Origin of the sequence: Halomonas sp. AOP7-E1-9 (assembly GCF_052376035.1) — a bacterium.
GTDB lineage: Bacteria > Pseudomonadota > Gammaproteobacteria > Pseudomonadales > Halomonadaceae > Vreelandella > Vreelandella citrativorans.
The window spans coordinates 41,486-61,360 of record NZ_JBQSVC010000003.1; the positions used below are offsets into that span (position 1 = coordinate 41,486).

Consider the following 19,875-nt stretch of genomic DNA (forward strand, 5'->3'; position numbering starts at 1 on the left):
CATGTTCACATACATAAAACCAATGTGAAAGAGAATTAAAATCAATAACAAGCGAGACACTATGAAACCTCTAATTAAAGTATCGGCATCTGCTCTAATAATCGCTGGATCATTAACTCAGGTACAGGCGAGCACAGTCTTAAAGCTGGCACATGCGGCACCTGATAGCGACACCCAACAAGCCGCTGCGGAACGCTTTGCTGAGCTGGTTGATGAACGCACCAACGGCGACATTACCATTAATATTTTCGGTAATGGCTTACTAGGAGGTGATCAGCAAATGATTGCGGCTGTACGCAACGGACTGATCGACATTGAACTATCGGGAAATCCAAATTTTACTGGCCTTGAACCGGCCCTTGGTGCTTTCGATTTGCCTTATATATTCGCTAATCGAGAAGAGGCTTATCAAGTGCTTGACGGTGATATTGGCCAGCGAGCACTGAATCTTTTGACAGATAAAAACCTGAAAGGACTAGCGTTTTGGGAAGTTGGCTTTCGTGCGATGACGAACTCCAAACGTCCCATTAAAACTCCCGAGGATGTTCGGGGGCTTGTCATGCGAACCAACTCTAATGAATCACTTATTGAGGCATTTTCATTACTTGGTGCGAATCCCGTTCCAATGCCAATAGGTGAACTTTATACAGCACTTGAGACCGGTACTGTTGACGCACAAGACCATCCCGTCGGGATTGTTTGGTCGGCTGGTTTTCATGAGGTTCAAGACTATCTTTCATTAACTAACCAGGCTTATACATCACTCATAATGGTAATGAATCAAGAAAAATTCGACAGCCTATCACCTGAACATCAGGAAATCCTGCTAACTTCCGCACGTGATGCAGGGAATTACCAGCGCGAATTAAACATTGAGAGCGAGCAAGAAATTCTCAATGAAATGCGTGCTAACGGCGTGCAAATTGAAGAGGAGGTCGACACTTCCGCCTTTCAAACCATTGTTCTCCCTACTTGGGATAGTTATATAAATAATAACGGTAGCGAGTGGACGGATGCTATTCAAGAGGCACTTCAGTAATCTTTAAATTTATAATTTAATTAATATCATAGGCATCCGACTTAACTGGATGCCTATTTAACATTTGGAGATGTATAGATGGCTAGTGAACACTTGCTTCTTAATCAAAAATGCGCCCACACTTTAAGCCTTTATGACGTTCAAAGCGGAAAAGAACTCAAAAGTATTCGGCTTCCTGACTATCCTCATGAGTTTGTTGTCGATTCTCAAGGCAAGCATGCCTATGTTGGTCATTATGGTATTTTAGGAGCTGACTGCATTGGTGACCAAGGAGGATGTTCTGTATTTGTAATTGACCTTAATACCTTTGAGCTCGTCAACACTCTCAGTACGTGGCCTTATTATCGTATTCATGGGCTAGGTATAGACGATCAAGATCGGCTTTACGCTATGAGTGAGGGGCACAATACTTTATTAATGTTCAATAATCCTCTCACTGCTACAGCTCCAAATCTTGCCGTATCTTCAGGTGGTTATAAGACCCACTTGTTTGCTCTTACCCGTAAAGGCGATTGGGCTTATGGAGTTAATCTTCTCAGCAACACTATCACCAAATTTAAGCCCCATGACGCTACATTCATGCCTATCGCAATGATTCCAGGGCGTAGGCCAGAAGGCAATGCTTTATCCGTTGATGAAGGCAAGCTTTTCATTAGCAACCGTGATGATGACACTATCGTTGCCATTAATACTGAGTCGATGACTATAGAAAACAGCGCAACGACAGGCCGCGACCCCAATCGTATCTACTCTGATCCATTTAACCGTTTAATTACTACAAATTATGGAGAGAGTTCACTGTCAGTTTTTGACCAGGAACTCAATTCTCTTGGGCTTATTGAGTTAGACAGCATCCCTATTGCCATGAGCTTTCACCCCGATGGACAGCATGCTTTTGTTTCCATGAAAGGCGACCGGGTTGATATTTTGAACTTGGAATCTGGGCATGTAGTAAATAGCTTCAATTGCCGCTCTGAACCTGATGTATCTCAACTTCTCGTGCGTAATTAAGGACTGGCCATTGTATACACAGACTTCTAGAGAGGAGATGCCGCAATGGATGCCAAACAGCTACTCATAGATGCTCATCATCATCTCTGGGCTCTTGATGGCAGTGTTAGTTATCCTTGGCTTGAAGAGAAACCAGTAAGAGGCTTCTTTCTAGGCGACTATACATCAATAAAACGACCCTTCCTGGTTGAGGATTTGAAGCGCCATATTCCTAAGGGCTATCACTTGGCAGGCAGCGTACATTGCGAAGCCGAAGCACACCGCTCTCAACCTCTAAAAGAAACGGAATGGATTAACTCAGTCTATACAGACCATAAGCTCCCCACAGCTCATGTTGGCTGGGCTGAATTCGGAACCCCAAAATGTTCTGAGCAACTTGATGCCCAGATGAATTCGCCACTTTTCCGGGGCGTAAGAGCCAAGCCTGTCACAGCCGTAACATCAGCACAAATCAATCAAGTTAAAGGCAATGCCGGGAGCCTACAAGATCGCCAGTGGTGTGACGGGTTAATCATGCTAGAAGAGCGCAATCTTTCCTGGGATCTGCGTGTTCCCGCTTGGCACTTGAGTGACGCGGCAAAAACGCTGGAAGCGCGCCCTAAACTACGAGTTATCCTCAACCACACAGGGCTGCCTTGGGATCGAACTTCTCTGGGGGTCGACACTTGGCGTACGGGGATGCGCGCGCTAGCGGATAATCCCAATGTTGCAGTCAAGCTATCAGAGCTAGGTAGCCCTTGGCATGAATGGGACTATAAAGCCAACCTTGAGCTTCTCTGCGAAACTATCGATCTATTCGGGCCAAATCGCTGCCTCTTTGCTAGTAACTTTCCTGTTTCTAGCCTCGCAATAAGCTATGCAGACTGGCTAGGACTGGTCGAAGCTGCCATTTCCTTTTCCGCCCCCGATTATCGTCAAAACATACTTCACGATAACGCTTTGCATTGGTATCGGTTAACTAACTGAATACAGATGTATGAATATATCCACACAGGAGGTTTTATGACACTGCAAGGCACACAACTTATCGGTCAACAGGCCGTCACCGGTACTCAAGCCGATATTGTTGCCGTTAACCCGGCCACCGGCAAAACACTGGAACCACGTTACCCCGGTGGTAGCCGCGCCGAGGTTGAAAAAGCCTGCCAGCTTGCCGAAGCGGCGTTTGATCAATACCGCGAAACCTCACTTGAAGCGCGCGCTCACTTCCTGGAAACCATTGCCGAAGAAATTGAGGCCATTGGTGCTGACCTGACCCAGCGCGGCGTGGCCGAAACGGGCCTGCCTGAAGCGCGCCTTGAAGGCGAGCGAGGCCGGACCTGCGGTCAGCTGCGGCTGTTCGCCTCGGTAGTACGTGCGGGCGAATGGCTGGATTTACGCCACGACCCGGCCCAGCCTGATCGCCAACCCATGCCGCGTGCCGACTTACGTCAGCGCCATATTCCGCTTGGCCCCGTGGCCGTGTTCGGTGCCAGCAACTTCCCATTGGCTTTCAGCGTAGCAGGGGGCGATACCGCCTCGGCACTGGCAGCAGGCTGCCCGGTGGTGGTCAAGGGCCACTCTGCCCACCCCGGCACTTCTGAGCTGATAGGCCGCGCTATTCAACGCGCTGCGGCCAAGTGCAACATGCCGGAAGGGGTGTTTTCGCTGCTGTTCGGCTCAGGTCGCGATATTGGCCAGGCGCTGGTCTCAGACCCGCGTATTAAAGCGGTTGGTTTTACCGGCTCGCGCAGCGGCGGCATGGCCTTGATGGCGACTGCCCAGGCGCGTCCCGAGCCTATTCCTGTTTATGCCGAGATGAGCAGCATCAACCCGGTATTCCTGTTCCCTGAGGCACTGCAAGCACGCGGCAACAAGATTGCCGAAGGCTTTGTTGCCTCGCTGAATATGGGCGCGGGTCAGTTCTGCACCAACCCTGGTCTGGTCATTGGCCTTAAAGGCGCTGACCTGGATGCGTTTATCACTACCGCTGGGGAAGCCGTTAAAGCCAGCGGCGCCCAAACGATGCTGACGCCCGGCATCCATGAGGCGTATCAAAGCGGTGTCTCCGCCCTTTCGGGCCAGCCAAGCGTCAAGGAAGTGGCCCGTGGTCAGTCAGGTAGCGGCCCGTATAGCTGTCAACCGGGGCTATTTGTAGCCAGCGCTCAGAATTTCCTTAACGATGACGCGCTTCAGGGCGAAATCTTCGGCGCTGCCTCGCTGGTCATTGAGTGCGCTGACGTGCAGGAGATGCAGCGTGTTGCCGACCAGCTCGAAGGTCAGCTGACGATTACCCTGCAAATGGACGATGGCGACCTGGAGGCCGCAAAATCACTTCTGCCCACGCTTGAGCAGCGCGCCGGCCGACTCCTGGCCAATGGCTGGCCGACCGGGGTCGAAGTGGGCCACGCGATGGTGCATGGAGGACCGTTCCCGGCAACGTCCGACAGCCGCACTACGTCTGTCGGCAGCGCCGCGATTTATCGCTTCCTGCGCCCCGTTTGCTATCAGGACCTGCCTGCTGGCTTACTGCCTGAAGCATTGCGCGACGATAATCCTTTTAAGGTTTCGCGACTGGTGGATGGTAAGCGCGAGGGCTAACAGCCTGCCTGTTCATACGATTGCCTCGCTGGTTAAACCAGCGAGGCAATTCTTATATCAATAGCCCATCACCCCTGGCAGCCAAGTGGCCAATCCTGGCACAGCAATCAACAATAATATGGTCGCTATAATAGGCAGCAAAAACGGTAGTACCGCCTTGACCACCTGGCCATAACGCAGTCGTGTAATGCCTACCATCATGAACAGCACCGTGCCGAACGGCGGCGTAATCACCCCAACCGATAGGGTAATTACCATCACGATACCGAAATGCACCGGGTCCAAACCGGCACTCAACGCCGCCGGTACCACAATGGGTGTAAAGATCAGGATGCTTTCTATCACCGACATAAAGCAGCCGATCAGCAAGAAGAACAGCGCAAAGCAAATCAACAGCGCAATAGTGGGCATATCGACACTGGCCACTTGACCGGCCAGCGCCTGGGGAATGCCCATACGCACCAGAATCCAGCCATAAAAGCTTGATACCGCAATGATCAGCAGGATGACCGCGCTGAACATCAGCGTGCGCCGAAACGCGTCGTACAGGCTCTTCAAACTCAAGTCACGATAGATCACCCCACCCAGTATCACCGCATACAGCGAGGCAATCGCGCCGGCTTCTGTCGGTGTGAAAAAGCCGCCCCAAATACCACCAACGATGATTGCAGGCATCATCAAGGGCAAAATGGCCCGCTTGCCGGTTCGTACGACTTCGCCTGCATCAAAAGGCACGGGAGCGGGCATCACGACTTTCCCCGTGGCGCCGAGTAAAACGGTCATGCCCATAAGCAGCAGCGCCATCAAAATACCCGGCACAAGCCCCGCCATAAAGAGCCCACCGATGCTTACATTGGCGAGCCAGCCGTAAACCACCAGCGCGATACTAGGCGGTAAAATCGGGCCAACCACGCTCGAAGCCGCGGTAATTCCGGTCGTATAGTCGAGCGCATAACCACGCTCTTTCATCGCCTTGATTTCGATACTGCCAAGCCCGGCGGCATCGGCCACTGCCGTGCCGGACATGGTGGCAAAGATAGAGCTTGCCACCACGTTGGCGTGACCCAGCCCGCCTTTGGTACAGCCCACCAGAGCCGTCGCAAAATCAAATATCCGGGTGGTGGTCGAACCCAGGTTCATGATGTTGGCCGCCAGGATAAACAGCGGAATCGCCATCAAGGTGAAGTTGTTAAGCGTTTGCACCATGCGCAGTGAAAGCAGCTCAACCGGCAAGCCACCGGCCCCGGTTACCGCTAGGGCAATAAACGAGGTAACCCCAATCGACACCACCACAGGCAGGCCGATCATCATTAACAGCAGCAGCCCGCCGACGAATATCGCAAGTTCCATCATGGCGTTATCTCCTCGTGCGCGGGCTTATTCAACCACGTAACGGGACCGCGTAAGGTTTGCCAAGTGGCGATCAGCGCCATGGCAACAAAACTGAATAACAAGCCGTAATAGAGATAGGAGAAGCTGATGCTCAACGAGACCGTTTTATTGTTGGCGCTCATATCGGACATGATCCAGGCGCCCCAGCTCGCCAGCACAAAAAAACCGACGGAGATAATGGCCGTCAGCCGATACTGCACCTGATGACCCAGCGCACTCAGCCGGTGACTAAACAGGTCCACTACCAGATGGTCGCTGCGCACCCAAGCGGAGATCGAGCCAAAACCAATGGCGTAAATAGCCAGCAGCGAGACGACTTCCTCGCTCCAGGGCATGCCCCAGTTGAGCAAATCGCGGGCAACCACGGCGGCCACGATCAAGCCTAAAATGCCGACTAATAGCGCTACACCCACGGCATCGCATAGGCGAGTGACATAGCGCAGGGTATAAAAAGCCAAACGATCGGCTCCGTTTGCGGGTGGCAGTGCTCCATCCACAAGATAACTCCTTACCTAAGACGGTGGCGGCATCATCATGCCGCCACCTGGTGATGATCAGTCGCTTGCTTGGCTCGCGCTGATAGCGTCGTCGCGTACACCGTCGGCCATTTCTGACAGCACACGATCAATGGCGGGCATGGCCGCTTCACGGAAGGCTTCAGTATCCGGCTGGACAACCGTCATACCCTCTTCCTGAAGGGCATCCAGATAAAAATCATCCAGTTCGAGCTCCTGCTCGGTGCCGTAGGCACGAGCGACATCAACCGCCTCAGAAATCAGCGCCTGATCCTCTTCCTCCAAGCCGTCCCACCAACGCGCGCTGGCAACCCAGCTCCAGGGGAACTGCACGTGGCTGGTGGTAATGAGGTAGTCCTGCACTTCCCACAGGCGCCGCGTGTAGGGCGAAGAGAGGGAGTTTTCATGGCCATCAACCTGGCGGGTCTGCATGGCGAGATAGATTTCCGGCGCGGGCACGTTCACTACCTGCGCGCCCAGTTCCTCCCAGACCTCTAGCCAGATCGGCAGTGACGGCAGGCGTAGCCGGAAGCCTTGCAAATCTTCTGGCGTATGGATTTCTTTATTGGCGGTCATATGACGTGGGCCACGGTGCTGAACACCCAGAAACTTAAGGCCGCCCTGCTGTTCTGCCTGTTCGATCAGCGTCTGGCCCGATGGGCTATCGATATAGCTGTCTACCTCATCCCAGGTCGTGAACAGGAAGGGCACGGTAATGGCGTCGTACTCCGGCGCATATTGCTGGCGCCAGTTGCCACCGGTGAGTGAAAGCTGGGTCTGGCCCAGGTTGAGCAGCTCCAGTACGGAATCTTCACCGCCCAGGGAACCCGCGAGAAAAGGCCGCACGTTGAAACGCCCCGGCGCCTGCTCTTCCAGGTACTCCGCAAAGCGTTCAACCGCAGCACTTTCAGAGCCGCCTTCACTCATGGTGTTGTTAACTTGAATTTCAATCGGGTTGGCCAGCGCGAAGGGAGCAACCGCTAAAATGCCTACTGCAGTGAGCGTGGCAAGTAGTGATTTTTGCATGAGATGTACTCTCTCAATTTGTCGTTATAGGCAGAATGGTGCGATGTTGTTCTATCGATCTTGAAACAAGCCGCCGATACGCTCAAATCGACGTTCGAGAAGGCTGACTTCGCAAAATACGATGGCTGGAGACTCCATGACAGTGGGCGTTTGAGGGCTCTCGTAAAACAGCATACGACTAAAGATGGAGAAGCACCGGCAGTCGTTAGCCAGGTTTGTTCAGGGCTAGCCGATAAGGGAGGGCTCAGAATGTTAATGAGCTTTCTCCAAACGCGAACCCGAAAGGGGACGCGTAGCCTTTAAGAAGACGTCGTTTCAGCCTTAACCAGATGATCCACTAAATGACGGGCAGTGGCCGGTAGGGTGGCGTAGCGGCGCATACCGATCACCAGCTCGCGCTGCGCCCAGGGGTCGCTAAGCGGAATACTGTTCAACTCCAGATCGCCCAATTCACGATAGATGGTCTTTTCAGGCAGTATGCCCACGCCCATCCCGTGATGAATCATGCGGCAAATGGCATCGAAGCTACGCACCTGAATGCGCATCCGTAACGCCTTGCCAGCAATATTGGCTTGTTCATGCAGTAGTGCTTGCAGCGAGGCATCCTGCTGGAGGCCGATAAAATCGAAGTCGAGCGCCTCATTGAAGGCAATACTTTCACGCGCCGCCAGCGGGTGATTGCCAGGCGTTACCAATACCAGCCGGTCATTCCGGTACGAAAGCTGTTGGAGGTCAGGTGCCGCGACATGCCCCGCGAAGATGCCGATATCGGTCAATCCATCGCGCACGGCGGCCACAATTTCACTACTCACCCGCTCCTGCAGGTCGATTTTAATATCGGGATAGTGGTGAGAGAAAGTGCTGAGATCCTGGGGAAGAAACGCAATAATGGCCGAGGTGTTGGAGTGGATGCGCACATGGCCGCGCACCCCTTCGCCATATTCACTTAGCTCCGCTTCCAGGCGCTCGATATTATCCATAATGCGTCGAGCGTGGTGCAGAAACGCTTGGCCAGCGGGGGTTAGCTCAACGCCTCTGGGGCGGCGATAAAGCAACGTCGTCCCGACCAGCGCCTCAAGGTCGCTAATCCGCTTACTCACCGCAGCAAGCGCTAAATGCTCACGTTCGGCCGCTGCCGTCAGGCGTCCTTCATCTGCCACAGAAATAAACAGTTTAAGGGTGACAAAGTCGAAGCGGCGCATGATCAAATCTCTTAACTAACAGTCTGCCCATGCTAGCGCATACCTTCGCCAGCCACGAACCCTTTGTTACCCATTGCCTAATTGTCGCCTCTAAACGGCTGCCCCATGCTGGCGCTCACTACGAATAACGACAAGTAGAGGAGAGCCTTAATGAACGCTCCTGAAGCGCGTAAGCTTCCCTTACAGGACCTAAAAGTACTTGAGCTAGGCCAGCTGATTGCCGGCCCCTTCGCCACCAAACTGCTGGGTGAGTTTGGCGCTGACGTAATCAAGATTGAGCCGCCCGGCACCGGCGACCCACTTCGCAAATGGCGAATGATTGAAGACGGCACCTCGCTTTGGTGGCACGTGCAGACCCGCAACAAGCGCTCAGTGGCGCTGGACTTACGCAGCGAAGAGGGCCAGGCCCTGGTGCGCCAGCTTGCCGCCGAGGCAGACGTGGTCGTGGAGAATTTTCGCCCCGGCACGCTTGAAAGTTGGGGGCTAGGTTGGGAAGCGTTATCAGCCCTCAACCCACGGCTGATCATGGTGCATATTTCGGGTTACGGGCAGACCGGCCCCTACCGCGACAAGCCCGGTTTTGGCGTAATTGGCGAAGCAATGGGTGGGCTGCGCTACCTTACCGGCCAGCCGGACGAACCCTCCGTGCGGGTGGGCGTGAGCATCGGCGACTCGCTTTCCGCCCTTTACGCGGTGATCGGCACCTTGTTGGCTCTTCAAGAGCGCGACCGCAGCGGCCTGGGCCAGGAAATTGATGTCGCGCTGTATGAATCAGTGTTTGCCATGATGGAAAGCCTGCTGCCGGAGTTTGATGCCAGCGGCCAGATCCGCGAGCCCAGCGGCAGCGCCCTTCCCGGCATTACGCCTTCAAACGCCTACCGCTGCCTGAACGGCGACTACGTGCTCATCGCCGGCAATGGCGACAGCATCTTTAAACGCTTGATGGGCGTGATTGGCCGCGAGGATTTAGGAAGCGACCCAGCGCTTGCCCATAACGATGGGCGCAGCCGGCAAGCCACCATGATTGACGCAGCCATTGAAGCCTGGACGCTAGAACGCCCGCGCGATGTCATTCTACAAGCCCTGGACGATGCCCGGGTGCCCGCCGGCTACCCCTATACCGCTGAAGATATCGCCTTTGACCCTCACTACCTGGCGCGAGAGATGATCCAAACCCTTACCCGCCCCAATGGCCAACCGCTCAAAGTGCCCGGCGTACTGCCCAAGCTAAGCGCCACGCCTGGGCGTTTGGGCAATGGCGGCCCGAGCCTCGGTCAGCATACCGACGCCGTACTGGACGAGCTGGGTATCGATCAAGAAACCCGCACCAAACTGCGCCAAGCAGGCATCATTTAAGGAGTTTGTTATGAGCCAGTTATCACCCTGCCCTTTGAGAATCGAAATCAATGAAGTCGCCCCCCGTGACGGCCTGCAAATTGAAGCGCGTTTTGTACCCACACAGGACAAAATCCGCTGGATTGACGCACTCTCCACGACAGGCCTCAAGCGCATCGAAGCGACGTCGTTTACTTCCCCCAAGGCGATTCCCAACCTGCGCGATGCCGCCGACGTTGTTACCGGCATTCAGCGCCGTGAAGGCGTGGACATCACCGTGCTGGTACCTAACGTAAAAGGTGCAGAACGCGCACTTGCCTGCAACGTTGATGAGATCAACCTGGTGATGTCGGCAAGCGATAGCCATGGCCTTGCTAACCTGCGCATGACGCCCGAGCAATCTCTTGAACAATTTGCGGCTATTTTGGACGTGACTCAGGGCAGCGGCGTGTTTATCAACGCCTCGCTCTCCACCACGTTCGGCTGCCCTTTTGAAGGCGAAGTGCCCGAAGCGCGGGTACTGGAACTGGTTGAACAGCTGATTGCGCTGGGCATCCAGGGTGTCACGCTGTGCGACACCACCGGCATGGCCAACCCAGCTCAGGTCAAACGTCTGTGTGAAGCGGTGCTTGAGCGCTGGCCCGAAACGCCGTTTACCCTACATGTTCACAACACTCGCGGCATGGGCCTGGCCAATGCCCTGGCAGCCTGGCAGGCAGGGATTACCCGCTTCGACTCAGCACTCGGCGGCCTGGGCGGCTGCCCCTTTGCCCCCGGCGCCACCGGCAACGTATGCACCGAAGATTTAGTGCATATGTTCGAAGCCATGGGCGTGAACACCGGTGTTGACCTGGACGCCCTGCTTAACGTCGCCGCTACTCTCCCCGAGCTTATCGGCCATGAGGTACCGGGGCAGGTGGTGAAAGCGGGTAAATCGACCCGGCGTTATGCGATGCCAGCATCAGCTCTTCAACAATGAACGGCACTATTCTCGGGCTACATTGAGATCTTTAGCTAAAAGAGCTATATAACTATTACCCGACACAACTTTGCCATATAAACGTCACACAACAGCAACACCTTCAACGCAAGCTGACCAACAATAACCAACAGCTGGTGATGTGTGTTATGAATCAATCGCGAATCCGCTTGGATCGCGTCACCAAGCGGTGGGGTGCGACCGCTGCGGTCGATGAGATTTCCTTCGACGTGACGCCCGGCCAGTTTGTCATTCTGCTGGGCCCTTCAGGTTGTGGGAAGTCGACCACGCTGCGCATGATTGCGGGCCTGGAAGAGGCAAGCGACGGGCAGATCCATATTGGTGAGCGTGACGTTACGCGCCTGCCGCCGGGTGACCGTGGCTTAAGCATGGTGTTTCAATCCTATGCGCTATTCCCGCATCTAAGCGTTGCCGACAATATCGTGTTTGGCCTGCGCAGCCGCAAAGTGCCCAAAGCTGAACAGCGCGAGCGGCTGGCCAAGGTGGCTGAGCTTGTCGACCTTACCGATTACCTGAACCGTAAACCTGCCCAACTCTCTGGCGGCCAACGCCAGCGGGTGGCGCTGGCCCGCTCGATTATTTCTGAACACCCGATCTGCTTGATGGATGAGCCGCTCTCCAACCTGGATGCGCGGCTGCGCAGCGATATGCGCCGCGAAATCAAGGCGCTACAAAGCCGCCTGAACATGACGGTGATTTACGTGACCCACGATCAGGTCGAGGCCATGAGCATGGGAGACCGCGTGATCCTGATGCAGCACGGCCGCATCGTTCAGGACGGGTCGCCTGACGCGCTTTATAACCAGCCAGCCAGCGCCTTTGCCGCTAGCTTTATAGGGAGCCCTGCCATGAACTTGCTGCCACTTGTTAAAGGCGACCAAGGCGCTGTTATCGACGGCGAGCCAACCACCACGGTCGCGCCGCTGGAAGCCGTTGGCGGTCAGCTAGGCATTCGCCCGGAAGATATTGAGCTGCGCCCGGCGTCGAAGCCAGGCGTGCTGGCCACCGTACTTAGCGAGGAGTATTTAGGCGCCGACACGATTGTCCATGTGGCGGTGGGTGCACACAGCCTGCGCGTACGCATCAACGGCAAACCCGCACTGACTGACGGCACTTGTCGGCTCTATTGGGCGCCAGAAAACGCCCACTTGTTTGCAAATAACGGGTTACGTCTGGATAGCGTTTTGCCAAGTGCGTTACCAGGCTCGCCTCGCGTCGTTTCTCGTCCACCGGCGGTGGGCTCTTTCCAACACTGATATTCGTGGAGTCTTTTTATGCGTTTGCGTATCCCCTTCGCTACCACCGCGCTTGTGGCTGGCATGTTAAGCACCACCCAGGTCAACGCTAATACCGTTGACCTGACCATGTACTACCCGGTTTCAGTGGGCGGCGCGCTGACTAACGTCATTGATGGCTTAGTGGCCGAGTTTGAGAGCGAGCATCCCGACATTTCGGTAGAAGCCATCTACGCCGGCAACTATGACGACACCCGCGTGCGCACCATGTCGGCAATTGAGTCAGGCGATACACCGCAGCTATCGGTGATGTTCTCGATTGATCTTTACGAACTGGTTGAGCAGGACGCCATCGTGGCGTTCGATGATCTGGTCGAAACCGATGAAGAGCGCGACTGGCTCGACAGCTTCTACCCCGGTTTGATGGAAAACGGCCAACTGGATGGCAACACCTACGGCATTCCTTTCCAACGCTCTACCATTGTGCTGTTTTGGAACAAGGACGCTTTTGAAGCGGCCGGTTTAGACCCTGAAACCCCGCCAGAAAACTGGCAGGAAATGGCCGAGATGGCGGCAACGGTTCGTGAAGCCTCCAACGGTGAGCAGTGGGGCGTGATGGTGCCGTCTACCGGCTATCCGTACTGGATGTTCCAGGCGTTCGCATTTCAGAACGGCCACCGCTTGATGAGCGAAGATGGCTCCGAGGTCTATTTTGATGATCCCGCCGCCGTTGAAGCGCTTGAGTACTGGGTATCGCTAGCAACCGAACATGACGCCATGCCGGATGGCACCATCGAATGGGGCACGCTGCGCCAGAACTTCCTTGAGCAATCTACCGCCATGATGTGGCATACCACCGGCAATCTAACCGCCGTGCGCAATGAAGCCGATTTTGATTTTGGCGTCGCCATGCTGCCCATGAACACCCAGCGCGGCAGCCCCACCGGCGGCGGCAACTTCTACGTCTTTAAAGATGCCTCTGAAGAGGAGCAGCGCGCTGCGATGACGTTTATCCGCTGGATGACCGCACCCGAACGCGCCGCCGACTGGTCGATTGAAACAGGCTACATGGGCGTTAGCCCCGCCGCTTACGAGACTGACGCGCTGCGCGAATACGTGGAGAGCTTCCCGCCCGCCGCCGTTGCCCGCGACCAACTGGAATACGGTACTGCCGAGCTTTCCACCTATCAGGGTGGCCGCATTCGTCGCACGCTGGATAACGCCGTTCAGGCAGCATTAACCGGCCAGATGGAACCGGAAGCCGCGCTTAACCAGGCCCAGCAGGAAGCGGACGCCATACTGCGGCGTTACGCACGTTAAGCCCTTTCTTACCCATTCGCCGGGGTTCGCCCCGGCGCTTCCTATAAGTAGCCGTTCCCCATGGCATTAACCGCCCACCACAAAATGCAGATGTATGGCGCGCTGCTGTTACTGCCCGCTGCCGTGCTGTTAGCCACTTTTGCGTACCTACCCACGATTACGACCGTGATTCAAAGCCTGTTTCTGCCCGGCTTTCGCGGTGCCCCGCCGGAATTTGTCGGGCTTGAGAATTATCGTTTTTTGTTCGATGACGCCAAGTTCTGGAAGGTGGCGCGCAATAACTTGATCTACGCGTTGGGCACAATCCCCGCCTCCATCGCCTTGGCGTTGGGTATGGCGTTGTTCGTCAACGGCAAACTACCGGGGCGCGGCCTTGTGCGTATGGCCTACTTCACACCAACTATTTTGCCCATGATTGCCGCCGCCAATATCTGGATGTTTTTCTACGCCCCGCAAATTGGCCTGTTTAACAAGCTGCTCGGGGCGTTGGGGTTTTCCGGGGTGAATTGGCTGGGCGACCCAAGCGTCGCGCTGGGCTCGGTGATGGTGATGTCGGTCTGGAAAGAAGCCGGCTTTTTTATGATTTTTTATCTCGCGGCGCTTCAAGGCATTCCGCCCGAGCTAAAAGAAGCCTCCGATCTTGAAGGAACCAGCCGCTGGAGCTTCTTCTGGCGAGTGACGTTTCCGCTCTTGATGCCCACCACGCTGTTTGTGCTGATCAACGCGCTAATCAATGCGGTACGCGTAGTTGATCACCTGTTTATTTTGACCAAGGGCGGCCCCAATAACGCGACCAACCTGTTGCTGTATTACGTCTACGAAAATGCCTTCTCGTTTTTTGATCGCACCACAGCGGCCACCATCACAGTGGTGATTCTGCTGGTACTTGCGGTGGTCGCCACGCTGAAGTTCACGATTCTGGACCGCAGGACGCACTACCAATGAGTTCAACGACAATACACTCAAGCGCCAAAAAGCCTGCGCCTCGATCTCGCCAACTATCACTGCCATCGCTTGAAACTCTGGCGGCGTGGCTATTGGCGGTGATTTGGATTTTTCCGCTGTTGTACGCTTTTTGGGCGGCCTTCCACCCCAGCGAATTTATGGTGCGCTTTGATCTATTCGCCCCGCTGACGCTGGATAACTTCGTTAACGCCTGGTCCCAGGCGCCCTTCGCCCGCTATTACTTCAACACCTTTGCCTTGGTTACCGGCGTGGTATTGGGCCAATTTGTGGTGTGTACGCTGGCCGCTTTTGCCTTTGCACGGTTTCCCATTCCGGGTAAAAACCTGCTGTTTATGCTGGTGCTGATTCAGCTGTTTGTCTTTCCCGAAGTACTGATCGTGGAGAACTACCGTATCGCCAGCGAGCTGGGGTTAATCAATACCATCACCGGTATTGGTCTGCCTTATGTGGCCAGTGCCTTTGGCATTTTTCTATTACGCCAGACGTTTAAGACCATTCCCCGCGAGCTTGAAGATGCCGCTCGTATTGAGGGCTGCAACTGGCTGGAAATTCTCTGGAAGGTCTACGTACCGTTGGCCAAGCCTACCTACCTAGCCTATGGACTGGTTTCCATTAGCCACCACTGGAACAACTTTTTATGGCCGCTGGTGGTCACCAACTCGGTGGAAAGCCGCACGTTAACCGTTGGCTTGGGCGTATTCTCTGCCCCGGAAACGGGGGTTAACTGGGCCACCGTCAGCGCGGCAACGCTGCTCAGCATCGCGCCGTTGTTGATCGCTTTTCTGCTCTTTCAGCGCCAGTTTGTGCAGTCATTTTTGCGGGCTGGTATCCGTTAGGCTTAGTACGAAAACCCTAATCAACGCGTAAGAGGCTTTTCGTGCGACAATCCCCGCTCGGTAAAAAGGAGAGCGAGGATGCACGGCGAACCCAACCCGGCGGCCCTCACGGTGCTGCAGGAAGTCTTTGGCTACGACAGCTTTCGCGGCCCGCAGCAGGCGATTATTGATCATGTGGTTGCCGGTGGCGATGCACTGGTATTGATGCCCACCGGCGGTGGAAAATCACTGTGCTACCAGATTCCTGCGCTGTTGCGCGACGGCACCGCCATTGTGATTTCTCCACTGATCGCGTTAATGCAGGATCAGGTGGCGGCACTGGTTCAGAACGGCGTACGCGCTGCGTATCTTAACTCCAGCCTTGATTACCATGAGGCGGTCGAGGTGGAGAATCGCCTGCGTTCAGGCGAACTGGATCTTCTGTATGTCGCTCCCGAGCGGCTTGCCATGCCGCGTATGCAGGCGCTTCTGGAACAGGCCAGGATTGCCCTGTTTGCGATTGATGAGGCCCACTGCGTTTCCCAATGGGGCCATGACTTCCGCCCCGAGTACCGCCAGCTCTCTCAGCTTCATCAGCGCTTTCCCCAGGTGCCACGCATTGCGCTAACTGCCACCGCCGATGTACCCACGCGAGGCGATATCGTTGAGCATCTGCAGCTTCAAGATGCGGCGCTTTATAACAGCGGCTTTGACCGCCCCAACATCCGCTACCATATCGCTGAAAATCAGGGCAACGCTCGTGAGCAGCTGCTGCGCTTTATCCGCGACAACCACGCAGGCGAAGCCGGGATTGTGTACTGCCTATCTCGGCGCAAGGTAGATGACACCGCCGCCTGGCTTGAGCGCCAAGGGCTAACCGCGCTGCCCTATCACGCTGGACTTCCCGCCGAGCAGCGCCAGCATCACCAGACGCGTTTTCTGCGCGAAGATGGTGTGGTGGTAGTGGCCACCATCGCCTTTGGTATGGGCATCGACAAGCCGGACGTGCGCTTTGTCGCCCACCTCAACCTGCCCAAGAGCATTGAAGCTTACTATCAGGAAACCGGCCGCGCCGGGCGTGATGGTCTCCACGCCGATGCGTGGATGGCTTACGGCTTGCAGGATGTGATTACGCTGCGTCAGATGCAGCAGAACTCCAGCGCAGATGATCACCAGAAGCGTATCGAGCAGCAAAAGCTCGATGCCATGCTGGGGCTTTGCGAAATCATCAGTTGCCGCCGCCAGGCGCTTTTGCACTACTTCGGCGATCATTTGGATGCGCCCTGCGGTAACTGCGACAACTGCCTGACGCCGCCTGAGACCTGGGACGCCACGGTGGCCGCGCAAAAAGCGTTGTCGTGTGTCTACCGCACCGAGCAGCGCTTCGGCGTCACCTACTTGGTGGACGTGTTGCTGGGCAAAAACAACGAGCGCATCACCCGCTTTGGTCACGACAAGATCAGCACCTTTGGCATCGGCAAGGACCTCTCGGCCAACGAATGGAAGGCGCTGTTTCGCCAATTGATCACCAGCGGCTTTCTAAGCGTGGATATGGAAGGTCATGGCGGGATTCACTTAACGGCAAACGCCAAGCCGGTGCTACGCGGCGAGCAGTCGTTGACCCTGCGCAAGCCCAGCAAAGCCAAGGCCGCCCGGCGCGGCAGCAAGAGCAATTCGGCGGCACCCGGCCACGGCCCTTTGTGGGAAGCCCTGCGCCAGCACCGCAAAGCGCTTGCCGAAGCCCAGGGCGTGCCTGCCTACGTTATCTTCCACGACGCCACGCTTGCCGAAATGACCGAACAGAAGCCGCATAGTTTGCAGTCACTCGGCGCTATCTCTGGCGTTGGCGCCCGCAAGCTTGAGGATTATGGCGAAGGCTTTCTAGCGGTGATTCAAACCCACGCGGATGCCACGCTTTAAATGCAGAGACCGTTTACCGGCAGTGCTCGCCACGGGCGATAGCAGCCTGGTCAAACACGCCGGTATCGAGCACCCAGCCGGTGACTAGCGCGGCGGGCGTAACATCAAAAGACGGGTTCCACACCGGCGCATTTTCCGGCGCCCAGACGACCTCCCCGAATGCCCCGGTGGCTCCACGTATTTCAGCGGCGTCGCGCTGCTCAATCGGAATGTCATCGCCGGTGGCGCAGGCCTTGTCTACCGTGGTGTAGGGCGCCACTACGTAGAACGGCACCTTATGGTAGTTAGCGACCACTGCCAGCATGTAAGTGCCCACTTTATTGGCGAAATCCCCGTTGGCGCAGATACGGTCGGCGCCGACCATTACTTTATCCACTTTGCCGGCGGCCATCAGGCTTGCCGCCATGCTGTCGGCAATCAGTTGATATGGAATATCCAGGTCGGCCATTTCCCAGGCGGTTAATCGGCCGCCCTGAAGCAGCGGGCGGGTTTCGTTAACGTACACATGCAGCGCTACGCCGCGTTTCTTGGACACCGCCAGCGCGCCAATCGCCGTGCCGACCCCGGCCGTGGCCAGGGCGCCGGTGTTGCAGTGAGTAAGCACTCGCTCGTCCTCTGCCAGCAAGTCCGCGCCGCGCTCGGCCATCTGCAAACACAGCTCGCGGTCCTCTTCAAACAGCGCGGCAGCGCGCTCAGAAAGCGCAGCCGGTCCTTGAGCAAAGCAGGCCTCCATGGCATCCAGGCAATACATCAAATTAACCGCCGTGGGGCGCGTGGCACGTAAGCGATCACTTACCAGCTGCCATTCGTTCTCCTGCCCTGGATGTTGCGCGGCATACTGCGCCAACACAAAAGCCGCACTCAGGCCGATTAATGGCGCGCCGCGAATCGCCAGGCTCTTTACCGCCACCTGCCAATCTTCTGGGCTTGCACAGCGTACCCACGTTTCCGCCTGCGGCAGGCGAGTCTGATCCAGGTACTCAAGCGAGTCGGTATACACCCGTAAACTGCGTGACTGAAGATGAGGCATCAGGGGCTCCTTGAGTACTGCGATAAAGAACGTATGGAAAGATCGTTTGGAAAGAACGAATACGGCGCGTGGCTTATCAGCCGCGGAGCATATCATATAGAATGAAGGCCTTTGAAAGCGACGCGATACTGACCCTACGATGATATTACAAGACGAACTGCTAGCAGCGATCTCTTGGGCGGCCCAGCAAGGCTGGACGCCCGCCACGGGCGGTAATTTTTCTGCCCGAGTGCCGCAAGGTTATCTGGTCACCGCTTCGGGCCGTGATAAAACGCGCATTCAAGCCGATGACTTATTGCTTTGCGACCTTGAAGGGCGCGTACTTGAAGGCAGCGGCAAACCCAGTGCGGAAAGTGACCTTCACGCGGCACTTTATCGGATGGACGAACAGATTGGCTGCGTACTGCACACCCACACCGTGGCAAGCACCGTCCTTTCGCGTCGTTTTCCTGAAGGCATTGCGCTAAGCGGCTTTGAAATGCAAAAGGCGCTACAGGGTAATAGCACTCATGACGCCACCATTCACTTGCCGGTGGTACCCAACTCCCAGGATATGAGCGAGCTGGCCGACCACGTACGGGAAGGTTGGCCGATGCCTTGGGGCTTTCTAGTCGCGGGCCACGGTATTTATGCCGTGGGCAGCAGCATTGCCGAGTGTCGCCGCCATTTGGAAGCCATTGAGTTTTTACTTGCCTGTGTCCTTGAAGAGAGCCGGTGGTCCAAATGATCAATCATCCAGATGTTAATAAGCCAGATCTTGATAACACCAGTATTCGCGCCGTGGTCACCGATATCGAAGGCACCACCACCGATATCAGCTTTGTGCATAAGGTGCTGTTCCCCTACGCTCATGATCAGTTGCCCGAGTACGTGTACACCCACTCGGCCCAACCTGATGTGGAAGAGCAGATAGACGCGGTACGCAATGAGTTCAAGGAACCGGACGCTTCGCTGGATAAAGTCGTTGAAACCCTGCTCTACTGGATCGAAACTGACCAAAAAGTTACGCCGCTCAAAGCGCTTCAGGGCATGATGTGGGCTGATGGCTACCAGCGTGGCGCCTTTAAAGGGCATCTGTATGGCGATGTTGCCCCGCGTCTTCGTCAGTGGGCAGAAGCCGGCAAGCAGCTTTACGTCTACTCGTCAGGCTCCGTGCAGGCGCAAAAGCTGCTGTTTGGCTACAGCACAGAGGGCGATTTAACGCCGCTGTTCAGCGGCTATTTCGATACGCATATCGGTCATAAGCGCGAAGCCTTGGCGTATCAGCACATCGTCAGCAAGCTACAGCTTCCCGCCGACGAAATCCTGTTCCTATCCGATGTGGTAGAAGAGCTTGATGCCGCCAAGCAGGCGGGAATGCAAACGCTACAACTGGTGCGTGAAGGTACTCAGGCTGGTACGCAGCACGCTTGCGTGACAAGCTTCGATGAGATCAATCTCTAACAACTTAGCCTTTAACAGTTCAAGTATTAGCTAGCGGAGAGCGCCT

Annotated in this window: 18 protein-coding genes; 13 read left to right on the top strand and 5 right to left on the bottom strand. The window is 55.7% G+C overall.

Annotated features, from left to right (window positions below; translation table 11 throughout):
• Nucleotides 1-61 precede the first annotated feature (61 nt).
• The 4 genes from ACT3R4_RS02800 (at nucleotide 62) to ACT3R4_RS02815 (ending at nucleotide 4,630) form a co-directional block, all read left to right on the top strand.
• On the top strand, nucleotides 62-1,039 hold the full coding sequence (locus tag ACT3R4_RS02800) for a DctP family TRAP transporter solute-binding subunit (RefSeq protein ID WP_441677549.1): 978 nt from the start codon (nucleotides 62-64) through the stop codon (nucleotides 1,037-1,039).
• A 78-nt stretch (nucleotides 1,040-1,117) separates the two neighbouring features.
• The gene (locus ACT3R4_RS02805) at nucleotides 1,118-2,050 is read left to right on the top strand and encodes a YncE family protein (protein WP_087111121.1); all 933 of its coding nucleotides are present in this window, start codon (nucleotides 1,118-1,120) and stop codon (nucleotides 2,048-2,050) included.
• 45 nt (nucleotides 2,051-2,095) lie between these two features.
• Nucleotides 2,096-3,016: an amidohydrolase family protein gene (locus ACT3R4_RS02810; RefSeq protein WP_441677547.1), complete on the top strand. Its 921-nt coding sequence runs from the start codon at nucleotides 2,096-2,098 to the stop codon at nucleotides 3,014-3,016.
• 36 nt (nucleotides 3,017-3,052) lie between these two features.
• A complete protein-coding gene (locus ACT3R4_RS02815; protein WP_496203795.1) occupies nucleotides 3,053-4,630 on the top strand; it encodes an aldehyde dehydrogenase (NADP(+)) in 1,578 nt (525 codons plus the stop codon).
• A 57-nt stretch (nucleotides 4,631-4,687) separates the two neighbouring features.
• Here the strand turns inward: ACT3R4_RS02815 and ACT3R4_RS02820 are convergent, their stop codons facing one another.
• The 4 genes from ACT3R4_RS02820 to ACT3R4_RS02835 all read right to left on the bottom strand — a co-directional run bounded on the left by ACT3R4_RS02820 (nucleotide 4,688) and on the right by ACT3R4_RS02835 (nucleotide 8,765).
• The gene (locus ACT3R4_RS02820; protein ID WP_441677543.1) at nucleotides 4,688-5,983 is read right to left on the bottom strand and encodes a TRAP transporter large permease; all 1,296 of its coding nucleotides are present in this window, start codon (nucleotides 5,981-5,983) and stop codon (nucleotides 4,688-4,690) included.
• Nucleotides 5,980-6,519 (bottom strand): TRAP transporter small permease, encoded by a 540-nt coding sequence (locus ACT3R4_RS02825; RefSeq protein ID WP_087111113.1) that lies wholly within the window; start codon nucleotides 6,517-6,519, stop codon nucleotides 5,980-5,982. Before ACT3R4_RS02825 ends, ACT3R4_RS02820 begins: the two co-directional genes overlap by 4 nt.
• Before the next feature lie 57 nt (nucleotides 6,520-6,576).
• Nucleotides 6,577-7,563, bottom strand: a complete 987-nt coding sequence (locus tag ACT3R4_RS02830; protein ID WP_441677540.1) for a TRAP transporter substrate-binding protein — start codon at nucleotides 7,561-7,563, stop codon at nucleotides 6,577-6,579.
• Nucleotides 7,564-7,862: 299 nt separating this feature from the next.
• Complete coding sequence (locus tag ACT3R4_RS02835; protein WP_192527892.1) at nucleotides 7,863-8,765, bottom strand: LysR family transcriptional regulator; 903 nt, start codon at nucleotides 8,763-8,765, stop codon at nucleotides 7,863-7,865.
• Nucleotides 8,766-8,915: 150 nt separating this feature from the next.
• Here ACT3R4_RS02835 and ACT3R4_RS02840 point away from each other — a divergent pair, with 150 nt between their 5' ends.
• The 7 genes from ACT3R4_RS02840 to recQ all read left to right on the top strand — a co-directional run bounded on the left by ACT3R4_RS02840 (nucleotide 8,916) and on the right by recQ (nucleotide 17,356).
• Nucleotides 8,916-10,121, top strand: coding sequence for a CaiB/BaiF CoA transferase family protein (locus ACT3R4_RS02840; RefSeq protein WP_441677538.1), 1,206 nt, complete (start codon nucleotides 8,916-8,918; stop codon nucleotides 10,119-10,121).
• A 10-nt stretch (nucleotides 10,122-10,131) separates the two neighbouring features.
• Entirely contained in the window at nucleotides 10,132-11,079 is a 948-nt protein-coding gene (locus ACT3R4_RS02845) for a hydroxymethylglutaryl-CoA lyase (protein ID WP_441677536.1), read from the top strand.
• Nucleotides 11,080-11,228: 149 nt separating this feature from the next.
• Nucleotides 11,229-12,356, top strand: coding sequence for an ABC transporter ATP-binding protein (locus ACT3R4_RS02850; RefSeq protein ID WP_441677535.1), 1,128 nt, complete (start codon nucleotides 11,229-11,231; stop codon nucleotides 12,354-12,356).
• An 18-nt stretch (nucleotides 12,357-12,374) separates the two neighbouring features.
• Complete coding sequence (locus tag ACT3R4_RS02855) at nucleotides 12,375-13,655, top strand: ABC transporter substrate-binding protein (RefSeq protein ID WP_441677533.1); 1,281 nt, start codon at nucleotides 12,375-12,377, stop codon at nucleotides 13,653-13,655.
• Nucleotides 13,656-13,715: 60 nt separating this feature from the next.
• Complete coding sequence (locus tag ACT3R4_RS02860; protein ID WP_441677532.1) at nucleotides 13,716-14,600, top strand: carbohydrate ABC transporter permease; 885 nt, start codon at nucleotides 13,716-13,718, stop codon at nucleotides 14,598-14,600.
• A complete protein-coding gene (locus tag ACT3R4_RS02865; RefSeq protein WP_441677530.1) occupies nucleotides 14,597-15,457 on the top strand; it encodes a carbohydrate ABC transporter permease in 861 nt (286 codons plus the stop codon). Before ACT3R4_RS02860 ends, ACT3R4_RS02865 begins: the two co-directional genes overlap by 4 nt.
• Nucleotides 15,458-15,535: 78 nt before the next feature.
• Nucleotides 15,536-17,356 (top strand): DNA helicase RecQ, encoded by a 1,821-nt coding sequence (gene recQ / locus ACT3R4_RS02870; RefSeq protein WP_441677528.1) that lies wholly within the window; start codon nucleotides 15,536-15,538, stop codon nucleotides 17,354-17,356.
• A gap of 13 nt (nucleotides 17,357-17,369) precedes the next feature.
• Here the strand turns inward: recQ and mtnA are convergent, their stop codons facing one another.
• The gene (mtnA, locus tag ACT3R4_RS02875; protein ID WP_441677526.1) at nucleotides 17,370-18,386 is read right to left on the bottom strand and encodes an S-methyl-5-thioribose-1-phosphate isomerase; all 1,017 of its coding nucleotides are present in this window, start codon (nucleotides 18,384-18,386) and stop codon (nucleotides 17,370-17,372) included.
• 139 nt (nucleotides 18,387-18,525) lie between these two features.
• Here mtnA and mtnB point away from each other — a divergent pair, with 139 nt between their 5' ends.
• Both mtnB and mtnC read left to right on the top strand, forming a co-directional pair.
• Nucleotides 18,526-19,113 (top strand): methylthioribulose 1-phosphate dehydratase, encoded by a 588-nt coding sequence (mtnB, locus tag ACT3R4_RS02880; protein ID WP_441677524.1) that lies wholly within the window; start codon nucleotides 18,526-18,528, stop codon nucleotides 19,111-19,113.
• Nucleotides 19,110-19,829: an acireductone synthase gene (mtnC, locus tag ACT3R4_RS02885; protein WP_441677522.1), complete on the top strand. Its 720-nt coding sequence runs from the start codon at nucleotides 19,110-19,112 to the stop codon at nucleotides 19,827-19,829. Before mtnB ends, mtnC begins: the two co-directional genes overlap by 4 nt.
• Nucleotides 19,830-19,875 lie beyond the last annotated feature (46 nt).

Excerpts from the sequence above, each read along its gene's own strand:
- ACT3R4_RS02800 (WP_441677549.1), top strand. The coding sequence starts at position 62 with ATGAAACCTCTAATTAAAGTATCGGCATCTGCTCTAATAATCGCTGGA.
- ACT3R4_RS02805 (WP_087111121.1), top strand. The coding sequence starts at position 1,118 with ATGGCTAGTGAACACTTGCTTCTTAATCAAAAATGCGCCCACACTTTA.
- ACT3R4_RS02810 (WP_441677547.1), top strand. The coding sequence starts at position 2,096 with ATGGATGCCAAACAGCTACTCATAGATGCTCATCATCATCTCTGGGCT.
- ACT3R4_RS02815 (WP_496203795.1), top strand. The coding sequence starts at position 3,053 with ATGACACTGCAAGGCACACAACTTATCGGTCAACAGGCCGTCACCGGT.
- ACT3R4_RS02820 (WP_441677543.1), bottom strand. The coding sequence starts at position 5,983 with ATGATGGAACTTGCGATATTCGTCGGCGGGCTGCTGCTGTTAATGATG.
- ACT3R4_RS02830 (WP_441677540.1), bottom strand. The coding sequence starts at position 7,563 with ATGCAAAAATCACTACTTGCCACGCTCACTGCAGTAGGCATTTTAGCG.
- ACT3R4_RS02835 (WP_192527892.1), bottom strand. The coding sequence starts at position 8,765 with ATGCGCCGCTTCGACTTTGTCACCCTTAAACTGTTTATTTCTGTGGCA.
- ACT3R4_RS02840 (WP_441677538.1), top strand. The coding sequence starts at position 8,916 with ATGAACGCTCCTGAAGCGCGTAAGCTTCCCTTACAGGACCTAAAAGTA.
- ACT3R4_RS02845 (WP_441677536.1), top strand. The coding sequence starts at position 10,132 with ATGAGCCAGTTATCACCCTGCCCTTTGAGAATCGAAATCAATGAAGTC.
- ACT3R4_RS02850 (WP_441677535.1), top strand. The coding sequence starts at position 11,229 with ATGAATCAATCGCGAATCCGCTTGGATCGCGTCACCAAGCGGTGGGGT.
- ACT3R4_RS02855 (WP_441677533.1), top strand. The coding sequence starts at position 12,375 with ATGCGTTTGCGTATCCCCTTCGCTACCACCGCGCTTGTGGCTGGCATG.
- ACT3R4_RS02860 (WP_441677532.1), top strand. The coding sequence starts at position 13,716 with ATGGCATTAACCGCCCACCACAAAATGCAGATGTATGGCGCGCTGCTG.
- ACT3R4_RS02865 (WP_441677530.1), top strand. The coding sequence starts at position 14,597 with ATGAGTTCAACGACAATACACTCAAGCGCCAAAAAGCCTGCGCCTCGA.
- recQ (WP_441677528.1), top strand. The coding sequence starts at position 15,536 with ATGCACGGCGAACCCAACCCGGCGGCCCTCACGGTGCTGCAGGAAGTC.
- mtnA (WP_441677526.1), bottom strand. The coding sequence starts at position 18,386 with ATGCCTCATCTTCAGTCACGCAGTTTACGGGTGTATACCGACTCGCTT.
- mtnB (WP_441677524.1), top strand. The coding sequence starts at position 18,526 with ATGATATTACAAGACGAACTGCTAGCAGCGATCTCTTGGGCGGCCCAG.
- mtnC (WP_441677522.1), top strand. The coding sequence starts at position 19,110 with ATGATCAATCATCCAGATGTTAATAAGCCAGATCTTGATAACACCAGT.